This window comes from Lysobacter sp. 5GHs7-4 (assembly GCF_021284765.1).
Taxonomy (GTDB): domain Bacteria; phylum Pseudomonadota; class Gammaproteobacteria; order Xanthomonadales; family Xanthomonadaceae; genus Lysobacter.
The window spans coordinates 2105372-2121629 of record NZ_CP089924.1; the positions used below are offsets into that span (position 1 = coordinate 2105372).

Annotated in this window: 13 protein-coding genes; 4 read left to right on the forward strand and 9 right to left on the reverse strand. The window is 68.3% G+C overall.

Features of this window, described 5'->3' with window-relative positions:
* Positions 1 to 23 precede the first annotated feature (23 nt).
* Positions 24 to 686, forward strand: coding sequence for a hypothetical protein (locus LVB77_RS09505; protein ID WP_232909884.1), 663 nt, complete (start codon positions 24 to 26; stop codon positions 684 to 686).
* Positions 687 to 703: 17 nt separating this feature from the next.
* Here LVB77_RS09505 and LVB77_RS09510 read toward each other — a convergent pair whose 3' ends face one another.
* The 8 genes from LVB77_RS09510 to pgaA form a co-directional block, all read right to left on the reverse strand.
* Entirely contained in the window at positions 704 to 1318 is a 615-nt protein-coding gene (locus tag LVB77_RS09510) for a hypothetical protein (protein WP_232909885.1), read from the reverse strand.
* Positions 1319 to 1460: 142 nt separating this feature from the next.
* Positions 1461 to 1775, reverse strand: a complete 315-nt coding sequence (locus LVB77_RS09515; RefSeq protein WP_232909886.1) for a hypothetical protein — start codon at positions 1773 to 1775, stop codon at positions 1461 to 1463.
* 22 nt (positions 1776 to 1797) lie between these two features.
* A complete protein-coding gene (locus tag LVB77_RS09520) occupies positions 1798 to 2439 on the reverse strand; it encodes a hypothetical protein (protein ID WP_232909887.1) in 642 nt (213 codons plus the stop codon).
* 182 nt (positions 2440 to 2621) lie between these two features.
* A complete protein-coding gene (locus LVB77_RS09525; protein ID WP_232909888.1) occupies positions 2622 to 3026 on the reverse strand; it encodes a hypothetical protein in 405 nt (134 codons plus the stop codon).
* Between the two features lie 264 nt (positions 3027 to 3290).
* Positions 3291 to 3860: a poly-beta-1,6-N-acetyl-D-glucosamine biosynthesis protein PgaD gene (gene pgaD, locus LVB77_RS09530; protein ID WP_232909889.1), complete on the reverse strand. Its 570-nt coding sequence runs from the start codon at positions 3858 to 3860 to the stop codon at positions 3291 to 3293.
* Positions 3857 to 5104: a poly-beta-1,6-N-acetyl-D-glucosamine synthase gene (gene pgaC / locus LVB77_RS09535; RefSeq protein ID WP_232909890.1), complete on the reverse strand. Its 1248-nt coding sequence runs from the start codon at positions 5102 to 5104 to the stop codon at positions 3857 to 3859. Before pgaC ends, pgaD begins: the two co-directional genes overlap by 4 nt.
* Before the next feature lie 10 nt (positions 5105 to 5114).
* Positions 5115 to 7004, reverse strand: coding sequence for a poly-beta-1,6-N-acetyl-D-glucosamine N-deacetylase PgaB (gene pgaB / locus LVB77_RS09540; protein WP_232909891.1), 1890 nt, complete (start codon positions 7002 to 7004; stop codon positions 5115 to 5117).
* Between the two features lies 1 nt (position 7005).
* Positions 7006 to 9051: a poly-beta-1,6 N-acetyl-D-glucosamine export porin PgaA gene (pgaA, locus tag LVB77_RS09545; RefSeq protein WP_232909892.1), complete on the reverse strand. Its 2046-nt coding sequence runs from the start codon at positions 9049 to 9051 to the stop codon at positions 7006 to 7008.
* 590 nt (positions 9052 to 9641) lie between these two features.
* On the opposite strand from pgaA, the gene LVB77_RS09550 reads away from it, so the two are divergent.
* The 3 genes from LVB77_RS09550 (at position 9642) to LVB77_RS09560 (ending at position 14350) form a co-directional block, all read left to right on the forward strand.
* Complete coding sequence (locus LVB77_RS09550; RefSeq protein WP_232909893.1) at positions 9642 to 10922, forward strand: S41 family peptidase; 1281 nt, start codon at positions 9642 to 9644, stop codon at positions 10920 to 10922.
* A gap of 316 nt (positions 10923 to 11238) precedes the next feature.
* The gene (locus LVB77_RS09555; protein WP_232909894.1) at positions 11239 to 11958 is read left to right on the forward strand and encodes a response regulator transcription factor; all 720 of its coding nucleotides are present in this window, start codon (positions 11239 to 11241) and stop codon (positions 11956 to 11958) included.
* A gap of 70 nt (positions 11959 to 12028) precedes the next feature.
* Entirely contained in the window at positions 12029 to 14350 is a 2322-nt protein-coding gene (locus tag LVB77_RS09560) for a two-component regulator propeller domain-containing protein (protein ID WP_232909895.1), read from the forward strand.
* 16 nt (positions 14351 to 14366) lie between these two features.
* Here the strand turns inward: LVB77_RS09560 and LVB77_RS09565 are convergent, their stop codons facing one another.
* Positions 14367 to 15824, reverse strand: a complete 1458-nt coding sequence (locus tag LVB77_RS09565; protein ID WP_232909896.1) for an ATP-binding protein — start codon at positions 15822 to 15824, stop codon at positions 14367 to 14369.
* Positions 15825 to 16258: the final 434 nt, after the last annotated feature.

The following is a 16258-nucleotide window of genomic DNA, read 5'->3' on the forward strand; positions in this document are numbered from 1 at the left end:
CCACTCTCCAGAGGGAAGGAACCATGCGGACGGGCAAGACTCCCTGGCCGAACGCTTGCGGCGCAGGCTTGGCGCTGGCGTTGCTGGCCGCCGTGTCCGGCGCCGGCGCCAGCAGCTTCACCAACTACGGTCCCATCTACTCCAGCTACAAGAAGGCCGGCGATGCCGGCGGCGGCTGCATTTCGGGCAGCATCGGCACCACTATGCCCGGCAAGAACTTCAACGTCATGGTGACCTTCGTGTCGGAGGCCAACGCCGAGAGCGATCTCAAGCGCGCCTACTTCGGCTTCAGCACCCTGGACAAGCGCCACGACTTCGACGACGGCCACGAGCGCGCCAGCGTGTTCCGGCTTTGCCTCAAACCGGGCAACTACCAGTTGGTCGGCATCAACGCGCAAAACTCCTACAACACCGAGCGGGTGCACGTGCCGTTCAAGGTCGAGGCGGGCAAGCATTACTACCTGGGCAGTTTCGTGTTCCATCGCGCCACGACCGCCTCGTTCAAGTGCAACGCGAGCATGCTGCCGCTGTTCGTCGAGGTCCGCGACGAGCAGGTGCGCGATCTGCCGGTGATCATGAAGCCTGAAAAATCCGTCGGCATCGAGCCGGAAGTGCGGCTCGTCGATCCTTCGCGGGGGCATCCGTATTTTCAGAGCTGCTCGGACGTCGGCAAAGCGGGCGGCTAAGGCAGGCGCGACCAGGCTCAGGCCACGACCGAAGGATCGGCGACTTCGATCACCAGCGGTGCGTCGGCGCCGGCATCGGCTGTGCGCCAGACGCGCGCCGCGGCGCCGATACCGGGAACCTGGGTCTGCAGCAGCTGGCCGCGCGAATGTTCGGGGTGCCATTCGCCGCAGACGGTACGGCCATCCTCGTCCTGCACGGTCAAGGTGAAGGTCATGACCGCACCGTCTTCGGCCAATGCCCAGTAGCGGTCGGTCACGCGTGCGGGCACTGCGATCGCGGTGGGCGCGATGTCGTGCCAGGCCGTTCGCAGTCGGGCTTCGTGTCGGGCCTGTCGGACCGAGCCGATCAGAATGGCCCACAGCGCCAGCGCCAGGCCGCCGATCATGACGGTGAAGAGTAGGTCGAACCACCAGCCCGGCGTTTCGCCGGTCCACAGCTCGTAGATCATCCAGGCGGCGCAGGCGGAGGTGGTCGCGCACATGAGCGCGAACAGCAGGCGCCCGGTGGGGCCCATGCGCTGCGGCAGCTTCAGGGCCTCGGGCGGTGGGCCGGGTGAGGCGGCGGCGTCCAGTCTCGGCAGCAGTTGGATGACGTGGCCGTCGGCGTAGTCGTAGGTGCTGGGTTTCGGCATGGGCGCAGGGTAGCGGGACGGATCGGCGCGATCATGACAGGCGAAGCGCTGCGGGCGCTCGTTGTTTGGACCTTGCGCGCGGCGGCGGGGGGCGACGATGCGGTTCGCCCTTGGCTCACCGCATCCTACGGCCGTCACTGATCTAGGCGCTGGGGAAGAGGACTTTCCAGAGCACGAAAGCGACCGTGCCCAGGATCGCGCCGCCGATGGCCATGACGGTCAGCGCGCCTTTTCGAAACGCGGCGGAGTGTTCGCCCAGCATGTCCTCGTCCGGGTCGCCCAAGCTCATCGCGTACAGGAAAAACGGCGCTGCTGCGATCGCGATGGCCCATTTGGGCGCGTCGAACTCCACCGCTGCCCACGGCGGAATGACTAGCGCCAGCAACCACAGGTATCTGAGCATGTTCGGCGGAGCTGGTAGAAGGATGCCAGCTGCGAAATCTACCGCGACGGGCATGTGGCGTCGCAGGCGGCGGGGCTCAAAGCTCCGGAATCGTCGCGGCAGCGAAAGGGCCGAGCACGCGCCAGCCCAGGTTCGCGTACAGGCCGCGGCCGTCCTCGGTGGCGACCAGGAGCTGGGTGCTGGTGAGGGATTGCCGCGCGCCGGCCAGTGCGTTCATCACCGCGACGCCCAGTCCCTTGCGCCGGTGCTCCTGCGCGGTTTCGATGCGGTCGTAGACGAAGACGTCGGCGGCTTCCGCCGCGCATCCGCTGGCGGCCAGATCGCCGGTCGCAGCCACGACGCTGGCGCGCACGACCGGTCCGTCGCGATCAAGCGCCAGACGGTACCCGTCCGGCAGCGGCTGGCGGACGGCGGCTGCGGCCGTGGCGACCATGAAGTAGTTCGTCGGCAGCATCTGCCAGCGCGCCGGCAGCGCGCTGCGCAAGGCCTCGTCGCTGCCGCACAGCTTCAGGTAATGCCGCGGCGCGGCGATCTCCTGCGCGATCTCGCGCAGCCCGTCGCACAGCCGCGGGAACACCCAGCGTTTGGTTTCCTTGTCCGATCCGGTATCCACGCGGTAGCCGCCGCGGTCGTGAACCGGAAGCGGCGCGCCCCGGGCGATGGAATGTGCGGTCTGCCAGGCGAAAACGAGCTGCGGATCGATCAGGGGCAGGGTCATGGCGTGTCGTGGGGCAACCGGGTGCAGCGCATTCTGGCGTGACGGCGCGGGCCGCACCATGCCGACGCACGGTCGCGATCCGTCGTGAGCGAGCACTGCAGCATGACCGGGTCGCAGGCGCTGAGACGAGGCAGGGCGTCGATCGGATCGAACCGGCGACCGACGCCGCCGACCTCGTAGCCTCAGCCCGGCGCGCCGGCGCTGAACAGCGCCTGCAAGGCGATGCCCATGCTGATGGACAGAATCCACAGCGCCGCGCTCTCGAACCAGGTCTCCAGCCGCTTGGCGCCCTGGTCGGTGTAGCCCAGTTTTTCCTTTCTGCGCAGCAGATCGTGCCCGTGTCGGATACGGTCCATCAGCGAGAACTGCACGAAGAACGCCAGCAGCGCCGACAGGAACATGCCGCTGGCCGCGATCATGATCTTGAGAAAGAACTTGCGGTCGCCGTCCACGAACTGGACCAGGGCGATGAGCCCGGCGGCGGCCGTCATGGCGATGGTGCCGAGCTGCTTGAGGTAATCGAAGGACAGCGTAACGGCTGTGTCCAGGCTGACCTGCGGCGTGGGTTCTTGCGCGGGTGGTTCCATGCGGCGCTCCGAAGTCGTGTCGTTCGGCCCGGTCGCCTGATGACCGGATCGCGGGTGTCCGGTGGTACGACGGATCTGCGGAGCCCCGCATCGAACACTATCACCTCGACGTCGCCCGCTCCTAACGCGGTCGCGCTCGTTTGCGCGTCCGAAGCCGCTCGCTGCGATGGGGATGGATAGGGTTTGCAAGAGCGGCGCTCACCGCGGCCGCGCGCTGACGTCACGGGCCGTCGAACGGGCGCAGTGCGCGCCGCTCTGCAAAACTCAGGCGGGCGCGGCGACGCTGCCGGCGGCCGGCGCGACTTCGCGCAGGCCGCGGGGCACGGCGAATTCCGCGTCCATGTTCAGTACCACCACGCGTGCGGCATTGAGTTGCGCGCCCAGTTGCGCCGTGGCGCCCAGGGCCTGGGCGATGTCGTCCAGCGGAGTGGGCGAGGGCGCGCCGCGGCGGTCCTTGCCGGCGAAGCGCCAGCGGTTGTACTCGGCCCAGGCGATCAGCAGCACGGCGGCGCAGACCGCCAGGCTGGGCAGGGCGATCAGCAGGAAGGGTTCGACGCGGTGCTGGCGCAGGTAGAGTTCGAAGTAGGCGTTGCGGATGCCCAGCAGCCACAGCAGCATGGTGATCGCCGGCATCCACAGGTACACGTACACGCCCCAGAACGCGGCGGTGACGAAGCCCCAGGCGGTGCGGCGCAGACGCGGCTGCGCGCGCGGGCGCTGGATCAGGCGCGAATCGTACTTGGCCGCGGTCTGGCGCGAGGCGTTGGAGCGCGGTGCGGTGGGACGCGCTTGAGCGGCGCCGGCCGCGTCGCGGCCCGGGCGTTCGGTGTTCATCGGATTCCCCTGTCAGGACTGACCCAGGTGGCGCGCGTGTCGCGGCGCTTGAACAGCGCCTTGGGCACGGCGGTCACCGTGGTCGCGAAACTCAACAACCAGTACGCCATCGGGTACCAGATCATCCAGTAGTAGTTGCGGCCGACGCCGGTTTCGTAGCGGCGGTCGATGATGATGCTGGCGGCGAACTGCAACAGACAGACCATCGCCAGGATCATGCCGTGCCAGGTCGGCAGCAGGCTGTTGACGCGCAGCTCCGGCGGCAGCGGCGCGACCAGGCCGATCACGTACAAGGCCATGATCAGCGCCATGGTGTAGGCCCAGGCCACGCTGAGCAGGTATTCGGCCATCACCGCCCACATGCGGCGCTTGCGCCAGCTCAGCAGGTCGCGGCTGTGGCGCAGCAGCACTTCCACGCCGCCCTGCGCCCAACGCAGGCGCTGGCGCCACAGGCCCTTGAGGGTTTCCGGCATCAGGATGAAGCACAGCGCGTTGGGTTCGTAGCGGATGTCCCAGTGGTCCAGCTGCAGGCGCCAGCTGATGTCGATGTCCTCGGTGACCATGTTGTCGGACCAGTAGCCGATGCGGTGCAGCGCGGTGCGGCGGAACGCGCAGATCACGCCGGACACGGTGAACAAACGGCCGTACACGCGCTGGGCGCGCTTGATCATGCCGATGATCGAGGAGAACTCGCCCACCTGCAGGCGCCCCAGCAGGGTGGAGCGGTTGCGGATGCGCGGGTTGCCGGTGACCGCGCCCACGCGCTGGCCCGAGCACAGGTGCCAGACCATCCAGTGGGTGGCGTACTCGTCCAGCAGGGCATCGCCGTCGATGCAGACCAGGTATTCCGAACGCGCGGCCAGCGCGCCCATGCGCATGGCGTTGGCCTTGCCCAGGTTGCGGTCGAGATGGATCACGCGCAGGCGCGGATACTGCAGCGCCAGGGCGTTGAGCTTTTCGGCGGTGTCGTCGCGGCTGCCGTCGTTGATGGCGATGACCTCGAAATCCGGATAGCGCTGGGCCATGGCTGCGCCGATGGTTTCGTGGACGTTGTCGCCTTCGTTGTGGCAGGGGATCAGGATCGACACCAGCGGTGCGTCCGCCAGCGCCGGTGGTTCGGTGCGCGGCGGCGCGTGGCGTTCGCGACGCAGGTAGTAGTAGAGGCCTCCGGAGATCCAGAAGAACGACATCACGATCGGGTAGAAGAACGCGAACTCGAACAGGGCGTAGAGGAAACGATGCATGGCCGTCTCCTTACTTTTCCAGGTACGGGAACGAGCGCGCCGACATCGCCTCGCGCGCGTCGGCGGTGCCCGGGCGGTCGCCGACGAAATCGTCCGGATACCAGCCGACGTGGCGCACGCCCTGGGCGAGCAGGCGCCGCACCTGGGCTTTCAGGCGCTCGGCCGGAATCGGCTGACGGTTGCGCCAGTCCACGGTCTGCAGTTCGAACAGGGTCTGGGTGAATTGCGGGTCGTGACTGCGCGCGGCTGCGACCAGGCCGTCCAGCCAACGCTCGGGGCGGTCGCTGCCTTCCATCCACGGCATCGCCATCAGCGCGGTGTAGTCGTAGGCGCGATTGAACGTGTCCAGGCGCTGGGCGAACCAGGCCTCGCTCTGCGGTTCCAGCACCGGCCGCGCATAGAGGTTGCGCACGGTCTTGAGCTTGGGCCGCCAACGCTCGGCGGCGCGCTTGAGCTCCAGGGTGAAGTCGATCAGCTCCTGGGTGCGCGCCTGCGATTCGACGGCCGCGCTGCCCTGGAGCTCGGTGTCGCGCAGGTAGGCGTCGTCGTGGAACAGCAAGCCTTCCAGATACGAGCCGGCGGCCAGGTCGGCGTAGATGCCGGCGACCAGGCGCCGCACTTCGGGCCGGGTGTAATCCAGCCGGTAGACCTCGTCGGCGCGCGCGCTGGGGATCGCCCATGCGGCGCGCTGGGCGGGGTCGGGCAGCTCGAAGCCCAGCACCGGCAGCCAGGCGTAGGCCACCACGCCCGCGCGCGACTTGAGCTGCCAGGCGACGCGGTTGAACAGGTCCGCGCGCATCGGCAGGGCGTGGTTGGGGAAGTACAGCGCGTCGGCCGAACCGTTGCCGTCCGGATCGGCGAAGGCCTGCAGGAACACGTGGCTGGGCGCGACCTGCTTGACGCGTTCGATCAGGGCGTCGAGATTGCGCTCGGTCTGGGCCGGGTCGGTGTCGTAGACCGAGTCCAGGTCGATCTGCAGCGCGCGCATGCCGGTGCGCTCGTCGTCGTGGCGCAGTTGGTAGGCGAGGTCGCCGACGTTGGGGTTGTTCATCACCAGCAGGCGCGCCAGGCCGTGCAGGTCGGACGGCATCGGCGTGCTGCGGCCTTCCAGATCGAACGAGACCGTCATGCCCAGCCGGTCGGCGATGCCGTTGGTCACGCTGCTGTAGGCCGCGTAAGGCCATACCACCGCGCGCGGGGCGCGGCCGAGTTCGCGTTGCAGACGGTCGCGGCTGCGCGTCAGGTCGGCGGTGATGCGCGCGAGGTAGTCGGACTCGCTTTCGTAGCGCGCGGCGGCGGGGTCGTAGCGGCGCGTGACCGCGGCGGGCGTCGAGTTGCCCTGCGGATTGGAGACGATGCCGTGGTGCAGGTCGTCGCTGTGGCTGGCCACTTCGATCAGGCCGCTGGCCTGCATCTCGCGCAGCTGCTCCCAGGTCACGAAGTCGTCGCCGGTGAACGCGCGCGGGCCGTAGTCGATGGTTTCGCCGGCCGGCAGTTCGACCCAGTGCGTGACCACCGCGGCCAGGGCCGGGTAGTTGTAGGCGCGCAGCAGCGGGAACGCGTGCGTGTAAAGGCTGCGCAGGCCGTCGTCGAAGGTGATCAGCACCGGCTTGGACGGCAGCGCCGCGCCGCCGTCGTTGGCGGCGATCACCTGCGCCAGCGACACCGGGTGGTAGCCGTGGCCGGACAGCCAGTCCAGGTGGGCGGCGAAGTTCTGCGTGCTGACGGCGTAGGCGTCGCCGTCGCCCTTGCGCGCGACGTCGTCGCGCACGTCGTGGTAGCTCAGCACCAGCAGCGGCTCGGCGGCCTGCGCGGCGGCCGGCAGCAGCATGCAGAACACCAGTGCGTACAGCACCAGCACGAACAGGATCAGCCGCGAGGGGCGGTGTGGACGGTTCATCTCATTCTCCCCAGCGCAATTCGGCGTCGAAACCCAGACGCTCTTCGCGCTGGCCGTCGTAGACCGGGCGCGACCAGTTCAGGCCGTAGCTCAGCACCCGGCCCGGGGCGAATTGCCACTCGTGTTCGTAACGCAGCGACGGCACCCAGGCCGTGCCGTAGTTCTGCTGCCAGTAGGCACCCGAGGACAGCGTCAGGCGCTGCCGGAAATGGCGGTCGTAGCGGCGCCATGCCAGGTGATCGAGACGGATGCCGAACTCCGCCGAGGCATCGCGCGAGGGATTGAAGTACGGCGCATCGTCGCGGCTGCCGCGGCCGGTGCCGAGGCTGGCCAGGCCGTTGACCAGCAGGTGCGGGCGGCTCAGCAGGCGCTGGTCGGCGCTCAGGCTGAGCTGATCGCGGCGGTTGCCGTCGTCGTAACGCCAATGCTGCACGGTGGCGCCGAACGCGCTGCGCTCGCTGGGGTGGTAGTCGGCGCCGACTTCGTAGAGGTCGCCGGTGATGCCCGAGGCGCGCGCCTGCAGCGAGGCGGCGGCATCGTTGCGGCTGGCGCGCGCACGCAGGGAGAAACGGTCGTCGATGCGCCAGCCGGCGCTCGCGGCGATCGCGGTGCCGCCGAGGCCGTCGCGGTCGCGGCCGGCGTACAGCTGCGCGTCGAGGCGGTCGTAGGCATAGCCGACGCCGACTTCGTTGCGCTGGGCGACGCTGCGGTCGCCCTGGAAATCGGCCCAGCGCCGGCCGCTGCGCGCGAGCAGCCGCCAGCGGTCGTCGAACAGCGGCGTGGCCAGTTCGAGGCCGTACTCGCGGTCGCGGTTGCCCAGCGGCGAAGCGCCGCCGCCGTCGCGATTGCGTCCGCCGGCGGCGTACGCGCGCGCCTGCCAGCCGCGATTGACCTGCCATTTGCGGTCCATCGAACGCACGTGGGCTTCGTTGGGATAGCGCGCCAGCAGTTGGTCGTGGATGGGGCGGGCGAGGTCGTAGCGTTGCAGCGTGGACAGGGTTTCGACCTGGCCGATGCGCGCCTCGACGTTTCGCTCGTCCAGGGTGCTGGCGATGGAGAAACGCTCCAGCGCGCGGCTGGGCCAGCCGCGGAACATATAGATGGAGCCCAGCGTGGCCTGCAGGTCGGCGTTGTTGGGGCCGATCGCGGCCAGCGGTTCGATCATGCCCTGGGCGCCGGGCAGGTCCTCGCCGAAGGCGCGGGCGAGGGCGTAGTTGGTTTCGGCGTCGTAGCGCGGCCAGTTCTCGTAACCGCGGCGCGCGCTGGGCGCGCGCGGCCAGGGGGCGCGCGCGTCGACCAGGCCGCTCAACAGCGGCAGGGCGAGGTCGTAACGCTCGCGTTCGAGTTGCGCGTAGGCCAGCTGGATCGGCAGGTCGGGATCGTCCGGATCGGCCTGCACCGCGCGCTCCAGGGCCTGCGCGGCGTCTTCGGGGCGGCGCAGGGTCAGCAGCGAATCGCCCACGGCGCCCAGCGCGTAACCGGGCACGGGACGGTCGCTGCGCTCCAGGCGCTGGTACTCGTCGGCGACTTCCTGGTGGCGGGCCAGGCGGTTGAGCACGATCAGGCGGTCGTAGGCCAGGCTGGCGGGTTCGGCCGTGCCGCTGGCCGCGAGTTGGGCGCGGTAGGCGTCGATGGCGGCGTCGGCGGCGCGCGCTTCTTCCAGGCGCGTGGCTTCGTCGACGGCGTAGAGCTTGCTCCAGACGATGCGGCGGGCCAGGCCGGCGGCATCGAGGTTGGCGGCCTCTTCGACGCTGAACAGTTCGGGGCGGGCCAGGTACAAGGCGCGCGCGCGGTCGCGGGCGCCGATGTCGGCCAGGGTCAGCACGCGCAGGCGGTACAGGCGGCCGTCGTCGCGATGCACGGCGAGGTGGCGTTCGATCAGGGACAGCGCGCCCAGCCAGTCGCGCTCGGCGCGCAGGCCTTCGATCTGCGTATAGGGGATCGCGGCTGCGGCCTGACCTTCAGCGGCAGCAACTGACGTGGCGTGTAAGGTTCCACCGGCCAGTGCCAGGGCCAGGGACAGCGTGAGTCTGTGCAAAGACGGCATGGATAGTCCGTATCCGTGTGACGGTCGGGGGCGGGGCGGCCCCGGCATGGCGACATCAATAAAGTGAGAACTAAGTCACAAGTCTTGGACGCAATGTTTGTGCCAGCGGCACGCGGCTGGACACTTTTGTTCAGTTAAAGCAGTCACTTAGGCTTTAGGCCCGCCCAGGCCGGGTTGCGGCCGAAGTGGAGCGGGGCGGCTAGTCCGGCCGGGGCCGAGCGCGCAAAAAAAAACCGGCACGAGGCCGGTTTGGGGGACAGGAGCAAGACCTGTCGAAAGGGGGCCCTCCGCGCGCGGCGCGGGGGGCTGTGATTAGGGATGGCGGCTGGGCGCGATCCGTCGCAATCGCAGGCCAGGATCCTGCAGCCGCCGGCACCGCGACGGTGCCTGGACGCAATAGGGGAGATGCGCTCCTGTGCCTTCGGGTTGCGTGGCGCGGGCCCGCTTTGCGCCGAGCGGGTGTTCCGACCCCGGATCCGGCGCGAAGTTCACCGTTCGGCGCACGCCTGGGCGCATGCCGCGACGCGGCGCTTGAGGGCGGCGGGGCGGCATTGCTAGCGTCGCGGCTTGATCGGGGAGGAGCCATCGGCATGAAGAACCGCGCAGGCTGGGCGGTAGTGATCGCAAGTGCGTTGCTGTGCGGTGCGGCCCCGCCGGCGGCGCGGCCCGAACCGGCGACGGACTATGCCGCGCTGTTCGAACAGGTCTGGGCCCAGGTGGACCAGAATTATTACGACCCCGGTTTCCACGGCGTGGACTGGAAGGACGCGGGGCGCCGTTATCGCGCGCAGCTGCGCGCAGTGCGCGACGACGCCGCGTTCAACGGTTTGATCGAGCGCATGCTGGGCGAGCTCAAGAGTTCGCACACCTCCCTGGCGGCGCCGGCCAAGAGCGGCGATCAGCGCCGCGGCATCGGCGCGCGCTTCGAGGCGGTGGAGGGCGTGCAGACGGCGGTGGACGTGTCGCCGCTGGGACCGGCCTGGCGACGCGGCTTGCGCCCCGGCGATCAGTTGCTGGTGTCGCCGGACACGCTGCCCGGCGCCTTGGGCAGCACGGCGGCGCTCACCATCCGCGACTGCGCGGGACAGCAGCGCGCACTCGACGTCGAGCGCGTCGCGATGGGCTGGCCGGCCGAACATCCGGGCTGGCGCTGGACCCGCGTCACGCCGCGCAGCGGCCTGACGATCGGCTACCTGCGCGTGGATCGTTTCGACGACGGTGCGGCGGAGCTGGCCGACCAGGCCATGAGCGAGCTCGCCGACACCCAGGCGCTGATCGTCGACCTGCGCCGCAACAGTGGCGGCAACACTTCGGCGCTGCGCCTGGCCAGTTACTTCATGCCGCCCGGCGAGGCGCCGGTGCTGGGCCTGTTCGCGCGGCCCTACCTGCAGAAGCTGGGGCACGCGCCCAGCGCGGCCGAGGTGCGCGACGGGCCCAAGGTGGTTGGCGCCTACACCGACGCGGCCGTGTTCGAGGCGGTGTCCAAGCACGGTGGCGCGGCGGTGTTTCACAGCGACGCCTTGGGCGGCAAGCGTTACGGCGGACGGGTGCTGGTGCTGATCGACGGCGAAACCGCGAGTTCGGGCGAAGGCTTCGCTTGGGCGCTGCGCTTGCACAGTCCGGCGCGCTTCATCGGCCGCGCCAGTGCGGGCGAGCTGCTCAGCGGCGAACGTTTCAAGCTCGGCCAGGGCTGGACCCTGACCGTGCCGGTGCACGGCTTGTGGGGCGCGGACGGCCGCGACTTCGCCGATCGCGCGGTGCAGCCGGATCAGGCCGTGGCCTGGACGCGCGAGGATTACTGCCGCGGGCGCGATCCGGATCTGGAGGCGGCGATCGCGAATGTGTTACAGGGCTCCACGCTCGCGAAGTAGTCGCAGACCTCGCCGCGGCGCGCGGCGCATCCTCAGATCGCGTTCGAGATATACATTCACGCGATGTCGGCCTTCGCAATTGGACGAAGGTAGTAGAGGAAAGAGGATTGCCACTCACGCGACGGTCGCGGCGTGTTTGCAGGTTCGGTCGTCAACTTCCCGAGTGCGCGCACTAGATCGGGCGCTGTGACATCGATCACGGATGTCGTCTCGCTATCGCGAATCGCGCCATGCTACTTTGAACTCACGCGAAAGCATGGAGCGACACTCGCGTGTTTTTCAGGAAGCTGGCTCTGGTTTCCGCAGGGGGAGAGTAATGCGCGCTAGCTCGATGGAGGCCGTGCGCCGGCCACCCACGCTTGCGGTAGTCGAGGACGATCGAACATTCCGGGAAGACGTGCTCCTGCCCGTGCTGAACCACTCCGGTTTTTCCGCCGTCGGCATGAACGGCGCGCTGGAGCTGTATCGGTCCATGACCCAGCGCTCCTACGATTTGGTGCTGCTGGATATCGACCTGCCCGATGAGGACGGCTTCAGCATCGCCGAGCATCTGCGCAGCTTGTCGCCGCGCATCGGCATCGTGATGCTGACCGGCTACGACTCCAGCCAGGACCGCATGCGCGGTTTGCGTGCGGGCGCGGACGCCTATCTGCCCAAGCCGGTCGACATGGAAGAGGTCGTGACCACCTTGCGCAATCTGGCCCGCTGGGTGATCCCGGGCGAGAGCGCGGATCCTGCCCGTACGCAGGCCAAGTGGCGCCTGGACGACAGAGGCTGGTGCATTCTGACGCCGCGCGGCGTCCAGATCGAGATGAACCTGGCCGAGCGCCAGGTCATGGCGATGCTGGCCGCGTCGGCGGGCATGCCGGTGCAGCGCGAGGCGCTGATCGCGCGTCTGGTCAAGAACGCTCACGACTTCGATCCGCATCGTCTGGAGATGCTGATCTACCGCTTGCGCAAGAAATGCGAGCAACTGGCGGAGGAAGAACTTCCGCTGCGCGCGGTGCGCAGCGTCGGCTATGTGTTGAACTGGTAGTCGCTCGTGTCGGCATCGGCCGACGGTGGGGAAGAACGGCGTGCGAAACATCGGAATCAGGCTGCGGTCGATGGTGCTGGCCGCGGGGTTGTCCGTCATATGCGCCCCCGCGTCCGCGTTGCCCGTAGGCGCGTTCGACTATCGGATGGGCGCGCGTGCTTTCACCAGCGACGACGGGCTTCCGCAGTCCGGCGCCAACACCGTGGTCCAGACCCGCGACGGTTATCTCTGGGTCGGCACGTTCGGCGGTCTGGCGCGTTTCGACGGACTGGCCTTCACGATCTTCCGCGGAAAGCCCGCGTTCGATACTTCCGCCTCCGAAGGCCCGCAAGCCGGGCCGGCCAGCGATCGCATCCTGGCGCTGTATGAGGACGACAGGGACTGGCTCTGGGTCGGCACCCAGGACGCCGGGCTGAGCGTGCGCCGGCAAGGGGCATTCCATCATCTGCCGGTGTGCGGCGGCTCGTGTCAGATCAACGATATTCTTCAGACACCCGATCACACCCTATGGATCGCGACCAGCGTGGGTGTGCTCAATCTGGATCCCGTGCATGGACGCGAGACCTGGATCGGTCGTGGCAGTATCGGCTACGCCCGTCTGGCGCGCGACGGCCAGGGGCGCATTCATGTGGCCGGAAACGAGGGTTTCTTCGTCGTCGCCGACGGACGCTTGCGACCCATTCCGCTGCCCGACGGGGAGCGGCGGGTACCGGTACTGAAAACCAGCGGCAGCGCGCTGCTGGTCGGCACGGAGCGCACGCTCTATCGGTACGATCCCGCGCTCGGGCAATGGCAGCGGCTGGGCGTGGGCGGTCCCAAGGCGGCAGTGGCCGATGCGGACGGCCAGTGGTGGGTCGCCACGATATCCGGACAACTGTTGCGGGAAACCGGCCCCGGGCAATGGCGGGACGTGCCCGAACTGTTCGGCCTTGGCATCACCAGCCTGGCCTGGGACAACGAAGGCAATCTGTGGATAGGCAGCGGCGGCAAGGGTTTGTTGCGCGTGCGCAAGCCACTGTTCGGATTGGTTTCGGCTCCGGGATGGGGCATGAACATGGCCGGCCGCGCGGTGATCGCCGATGGCCAAGGCGGCATGTGGCTGGGATCCGCCTGCGCGGGGCTGTGGCGTCGGGGGCCCGACGGCGACATGCAGCGCTATCCCATCCAGCCCGGACAGGGCAACGGCTGCGTGGCCAGCTTGGTCCTGGATCGCGAGGGCACGCTCTGGGTGGGAACGGTCGAGGGGCGATTGATACGCGTGGCCAAGGGCAAGGCCAAACTGGTCGGGGCCTGGTCGATCGGCAACGCGATCAATGTCTGGCAGCGCGGCGATCGGCATTTTCTCGTCAGCTCCGAGCGCTCCATGTTCGATGTCCGGACCGATGACGAGGGGCGCATCGTCGGACAACAGCGCATCGCCGCGCTCGAGGGCATGAACGTCAACAACATCATCCCGGCCGCGCGCGGGGGCGACTGGTACGCCGGCGACCGCGGCGTGTGGCGCGTGGTCGATAACCGGATCGTCGAGCGATGGACGCCTCGGGAGGGGTTGTCTTCCCGTTTCGCGCGTGCGCTGTACGAAGACAAAGAGACCGCCACGCTCTGGGTGGGACTGTACGGCGGCGGCTTGAACCGCATCCGCAACGGCCAGGTATCCCGATATGACAGCCGCAACGGCCTCTTCGACGATACGGTGTCGTGCATCCTGCGCGACGAGCGCGGACGTTTGTGGCTGGGCGGCAATCGTGGCGTCACCCTGTTGCCGGCGCCATGGCGGGCCGCGGCCGAGATCGAGTCGATCGGCTACACCACCAGCGATGGCCTGACGCCCTCCGAAATCAACGGCGGATACTCGACGCCTTGCCACCGCGATACCCAAGGCAGGCTCTGGTTTTCCCTGGTCGAGGGCTTCGCCGTGGTCGATCCCGCGGATTTTCCGGACGTCCCGCCGGCGCTGCTGACGCCCCGGATAGAGCAGGTCATGGTCGATGGACGCATGCAGAGGATCGCCGGGTCTTCGCTGACCCTGGAGCCTTATGCGCGCAGTCTGGAAATCCACTACACCGCCATCAATCTGAGCCGGCCTCGCGAAACCCATTTCCGCTTCCGCCTGCTCGGCTTCGATCCCGGCTGGGTGGATGCGGGGCAGAACCGCAGCATTCTGTATCCCTCGATTCCCTGGGGCGATCATCTGTTCGAGGTCCAGGCGCGCGCCCAGGGCGGTCGCTGGTCGACGGTGTCGGCCGACCTGCGCGTGCTCAATCCGCAGCCTTGGTATCTGCGGCCCTGGATCCTGATTCTGGCGACCTCGTTGAGTCTGTTGGCCTTGGTCGGCGGTACCCAGTTCGGCGCCAGTCAGATCGGGCGCGGACGCGAGGAACAGGCCGACTGAGCGGGGCCGCAGTCAGCTAGCGGGCGGCGTAGGCGTCCGCGACGACGGCGGCCACAGGCGCGTGCGTCGAGCGTTCGCTCACGATCGCATGCTCGAACGGAACGTCCGTGCGCGTCTCTTGTGACGATTGGCGTTCTGGCTCCGCCAGCGGCAGACGGATACGGATGCGCGTGCCCAGGCTCGGGGCGCTGTCGACTGCGATGTCGCCGCCGTGATCGACGACGAAGCGACGCACCGTCGCCATGCCGATGCCAGTGCCCTGATCCTTGGGCTTGGTGGTGAAGAACGGCTCGAACAGGCGCGCGAGTACTTCCGGTGTCATGCCGCAGCCGGTGTCTTCCAAACGCAGACAGGCATGCGCTCCGTCGGCTTCGACCGCGAGCAGGAAGCGGCCGCCCTTGGGCATGGCGTCGCAAGCGTTGCTGGCGATGTTCAACAGCGCCAGCACCAGTTCGTCGCGGTCCGCGTTGACCCGCAGGCCGGGGGTGGAGGTGTCCAGTGAGACCTCGATCGCGCGCGAGAACATCGGTAGCAGCAAGGGCCGTACCTCGTCGATCGCCTCGGCCAGATCGAAGGTGGAGACTTGTCTGATGTGAGTGCGGCTGAAGCTGAGCAGGCGTCGGGTGAGCGTGGCGCCGCGTCGGGCCGCGTCGCGGATGCCCGGAAGCACCGTGTCGATGGAGCCGCCGCGCAGGTTCACCGAGGTCGCCTGGCCCAGGATGACGCTGAGAATGGCGTTGAAGTCATGGGCGATGCCGGTCGACAGCCGGCCGATGGTTTCCATCTTCTGGGTCTGCAGCAGGCGCTCGTAAGCGCGCTCCTTCTCCTCGACCTGGCGCTCGAGTTCCTGGCAGGTCGCGTTGAGCTCTTCGCTGCGACGGATCGCGCGTTGCGACGACAGGATCAGGCGGTCGAGGATGGTCACCAGGACCAGGAAGTTCAGGCCCGCCAGCAGCAGGTTGGCCAAGGCGTCCGAGGTCTGGCTGGCGTCCGTGGCCAGGCGCAGATCGGTAAGCGTGCCCAGGGTCAGCACCGCCGCATAGGCCAGAGCGGTCCACCACACCGCGGTCCGGCCCAGCAGCAGGCCCGCGAACAGCAGCGGCAGCAGATGGGTGATCTGCAGCCCCGATTGCGCGCGCAATCCATAGGCCTGATAGCTCATGCCCATCAGGACCAGGCCGCCGATGACGGTAAGGCTGGCCGACAGGCGGAAATGCCCCTTGCGCAGCAGGCACAGGCAAGACCATGCGTAGGCGCCGATGACCAGGGTGAGCCAGTTCTCGGTGATCCGGGTCATGCCCTGGGCGGTCGCGCAGGACCCGATCGTCGCCAGTAGAGCGGTTACGACCGTGACCGCGAGCAGCGCTTGCAGAGTCAGCGCATTGCGCCGGTCGTGCACGGCGCGAGCCGGCACGCGCTGCGCCCAATCGAGCAGGCTGTGCCAAACGGACTGGGGCGGTGCGCGGACGGTCATCGTGGGCTAGGCAGGAAGCGATCGACGGCCGAGGAGCGGAGCACGCTCGCTCAGCGGACTGGGTACGGAAGGTGGCCATTGTGTGCTTGAAATGACCACCGATGGTCAGGTTAGCACCGCGCTTCGGCACACCGACGCGGCGCGCGCCGCATCGGCGGAAAACTCTAGTGGATGTCACGTTTTGTGCGGTTCGCCGGGTCGCGGCGATCGGGGGCGATCGTTTGATTTCTCACGGTCGGTGAGCATTGGTTAGCTTCGCGCGCGCCGCGACTCCGGATGTCGTCGGTTGACTGTCCGCTGGGAACGATGCGGCCGCTCCACTGCGTTCGCATGCGCGAAGCAGCCTCGTCGCGCCGGTCGATTCGATCGCGCCTCCATCTCCAGAGGAATCGCATTCGCACCCTGGAATCGTCGGTGAGAAATCGTGCGTGTAA

Coding starts and splice junctions, on each gene's coding strand:
- LVB77_RS09520 (WP_232909887.1), bottom strand. CDS start 2,439: ATGACCCTGCCCCTGATCGATCCGCAGCTCGTTTTCGCCTGGCAGACC.
- pgaA (WP_232909892.1), bottom strand. CDS start 9,051: ATGCCGTCTTTGCACAGACTCACGCTGTCCCTGGCCCTGGCACTGGCC.
- pgaC (WP_232909890.1), bottom strand. CDS start 5,104: ATGCATCGTTTCCTCTACGCCCTGTTCGAGTTCGCGTTCTTCTACCCG.
- LVB77_RS09505 (WP_232909884.1), top strand. CDS start 24: ATGCGGACGGGCAAGACTCCCTGGCCGAACGCTTGCGGCGCAGGCTTG.
- LVB77_RS09555 (WP_232909894.1), top strand. CDS start 11,239: ATGCGCGCTAGCTCGATGGAGGCCGTGCGCCGGCCACCCACGCTTGCG.
- LVB77_RS09525 (WP_232909888.1), bottom strand. CDS start 3,026: ATGGAACCACCCGCGCAAGAACCCACGCCGCAGGTCAGCCTGGACACA.
- pgaB (WP_232909891.1), bottom strand. CDS start 7,004: ATGAACCGTCCACACCGCCCCTCGCGGCTGATCCTGTTCGTGCTGGTG.
- LVB77_RS09550 (WP_232909893.1), top strand. CDS start 9,642: ATGAAGAACCGCGCAGGCTGGGCGGTAGTGATCGCAAGTGCGTTGCTG.
- LVB77_RS09515 (WP_232909886.1), bottom strand. CDS start 1,775: ATGCCCGTCGCGGTAGATTTCGCAGCTGGCATCCTTCTACCAGCTCCG.
- LVB77_RS09560 (WP_232909895.1), top strand. CDS start 12,029: ATGGTGCTGGCCGCGGGGTTGTCCGTCATATGCGCCCCCGCGTCCGCG.
- pgaD (WP_232909889.1), bottom strand. CDS start 3,860: ATGAACACCGAACGCCCGGGCCGCGACGCGGCCGGCGCCGCTCAAGCG.
- LVB77_RS09510 (WP_232909885.1), bottom strand. CDS start 1,318: ATGCCGAAACCCAGCACCTACGACTACGCCGACGGCCACGTCATCCAA.
- LVB77_RS09565 (WP_232909896.1), bottom strand. CDS start 15,824: ATGACCGTCCGCGCACCGCCCCAGTCCGTTTGGCACAGCCTGCTCGAT.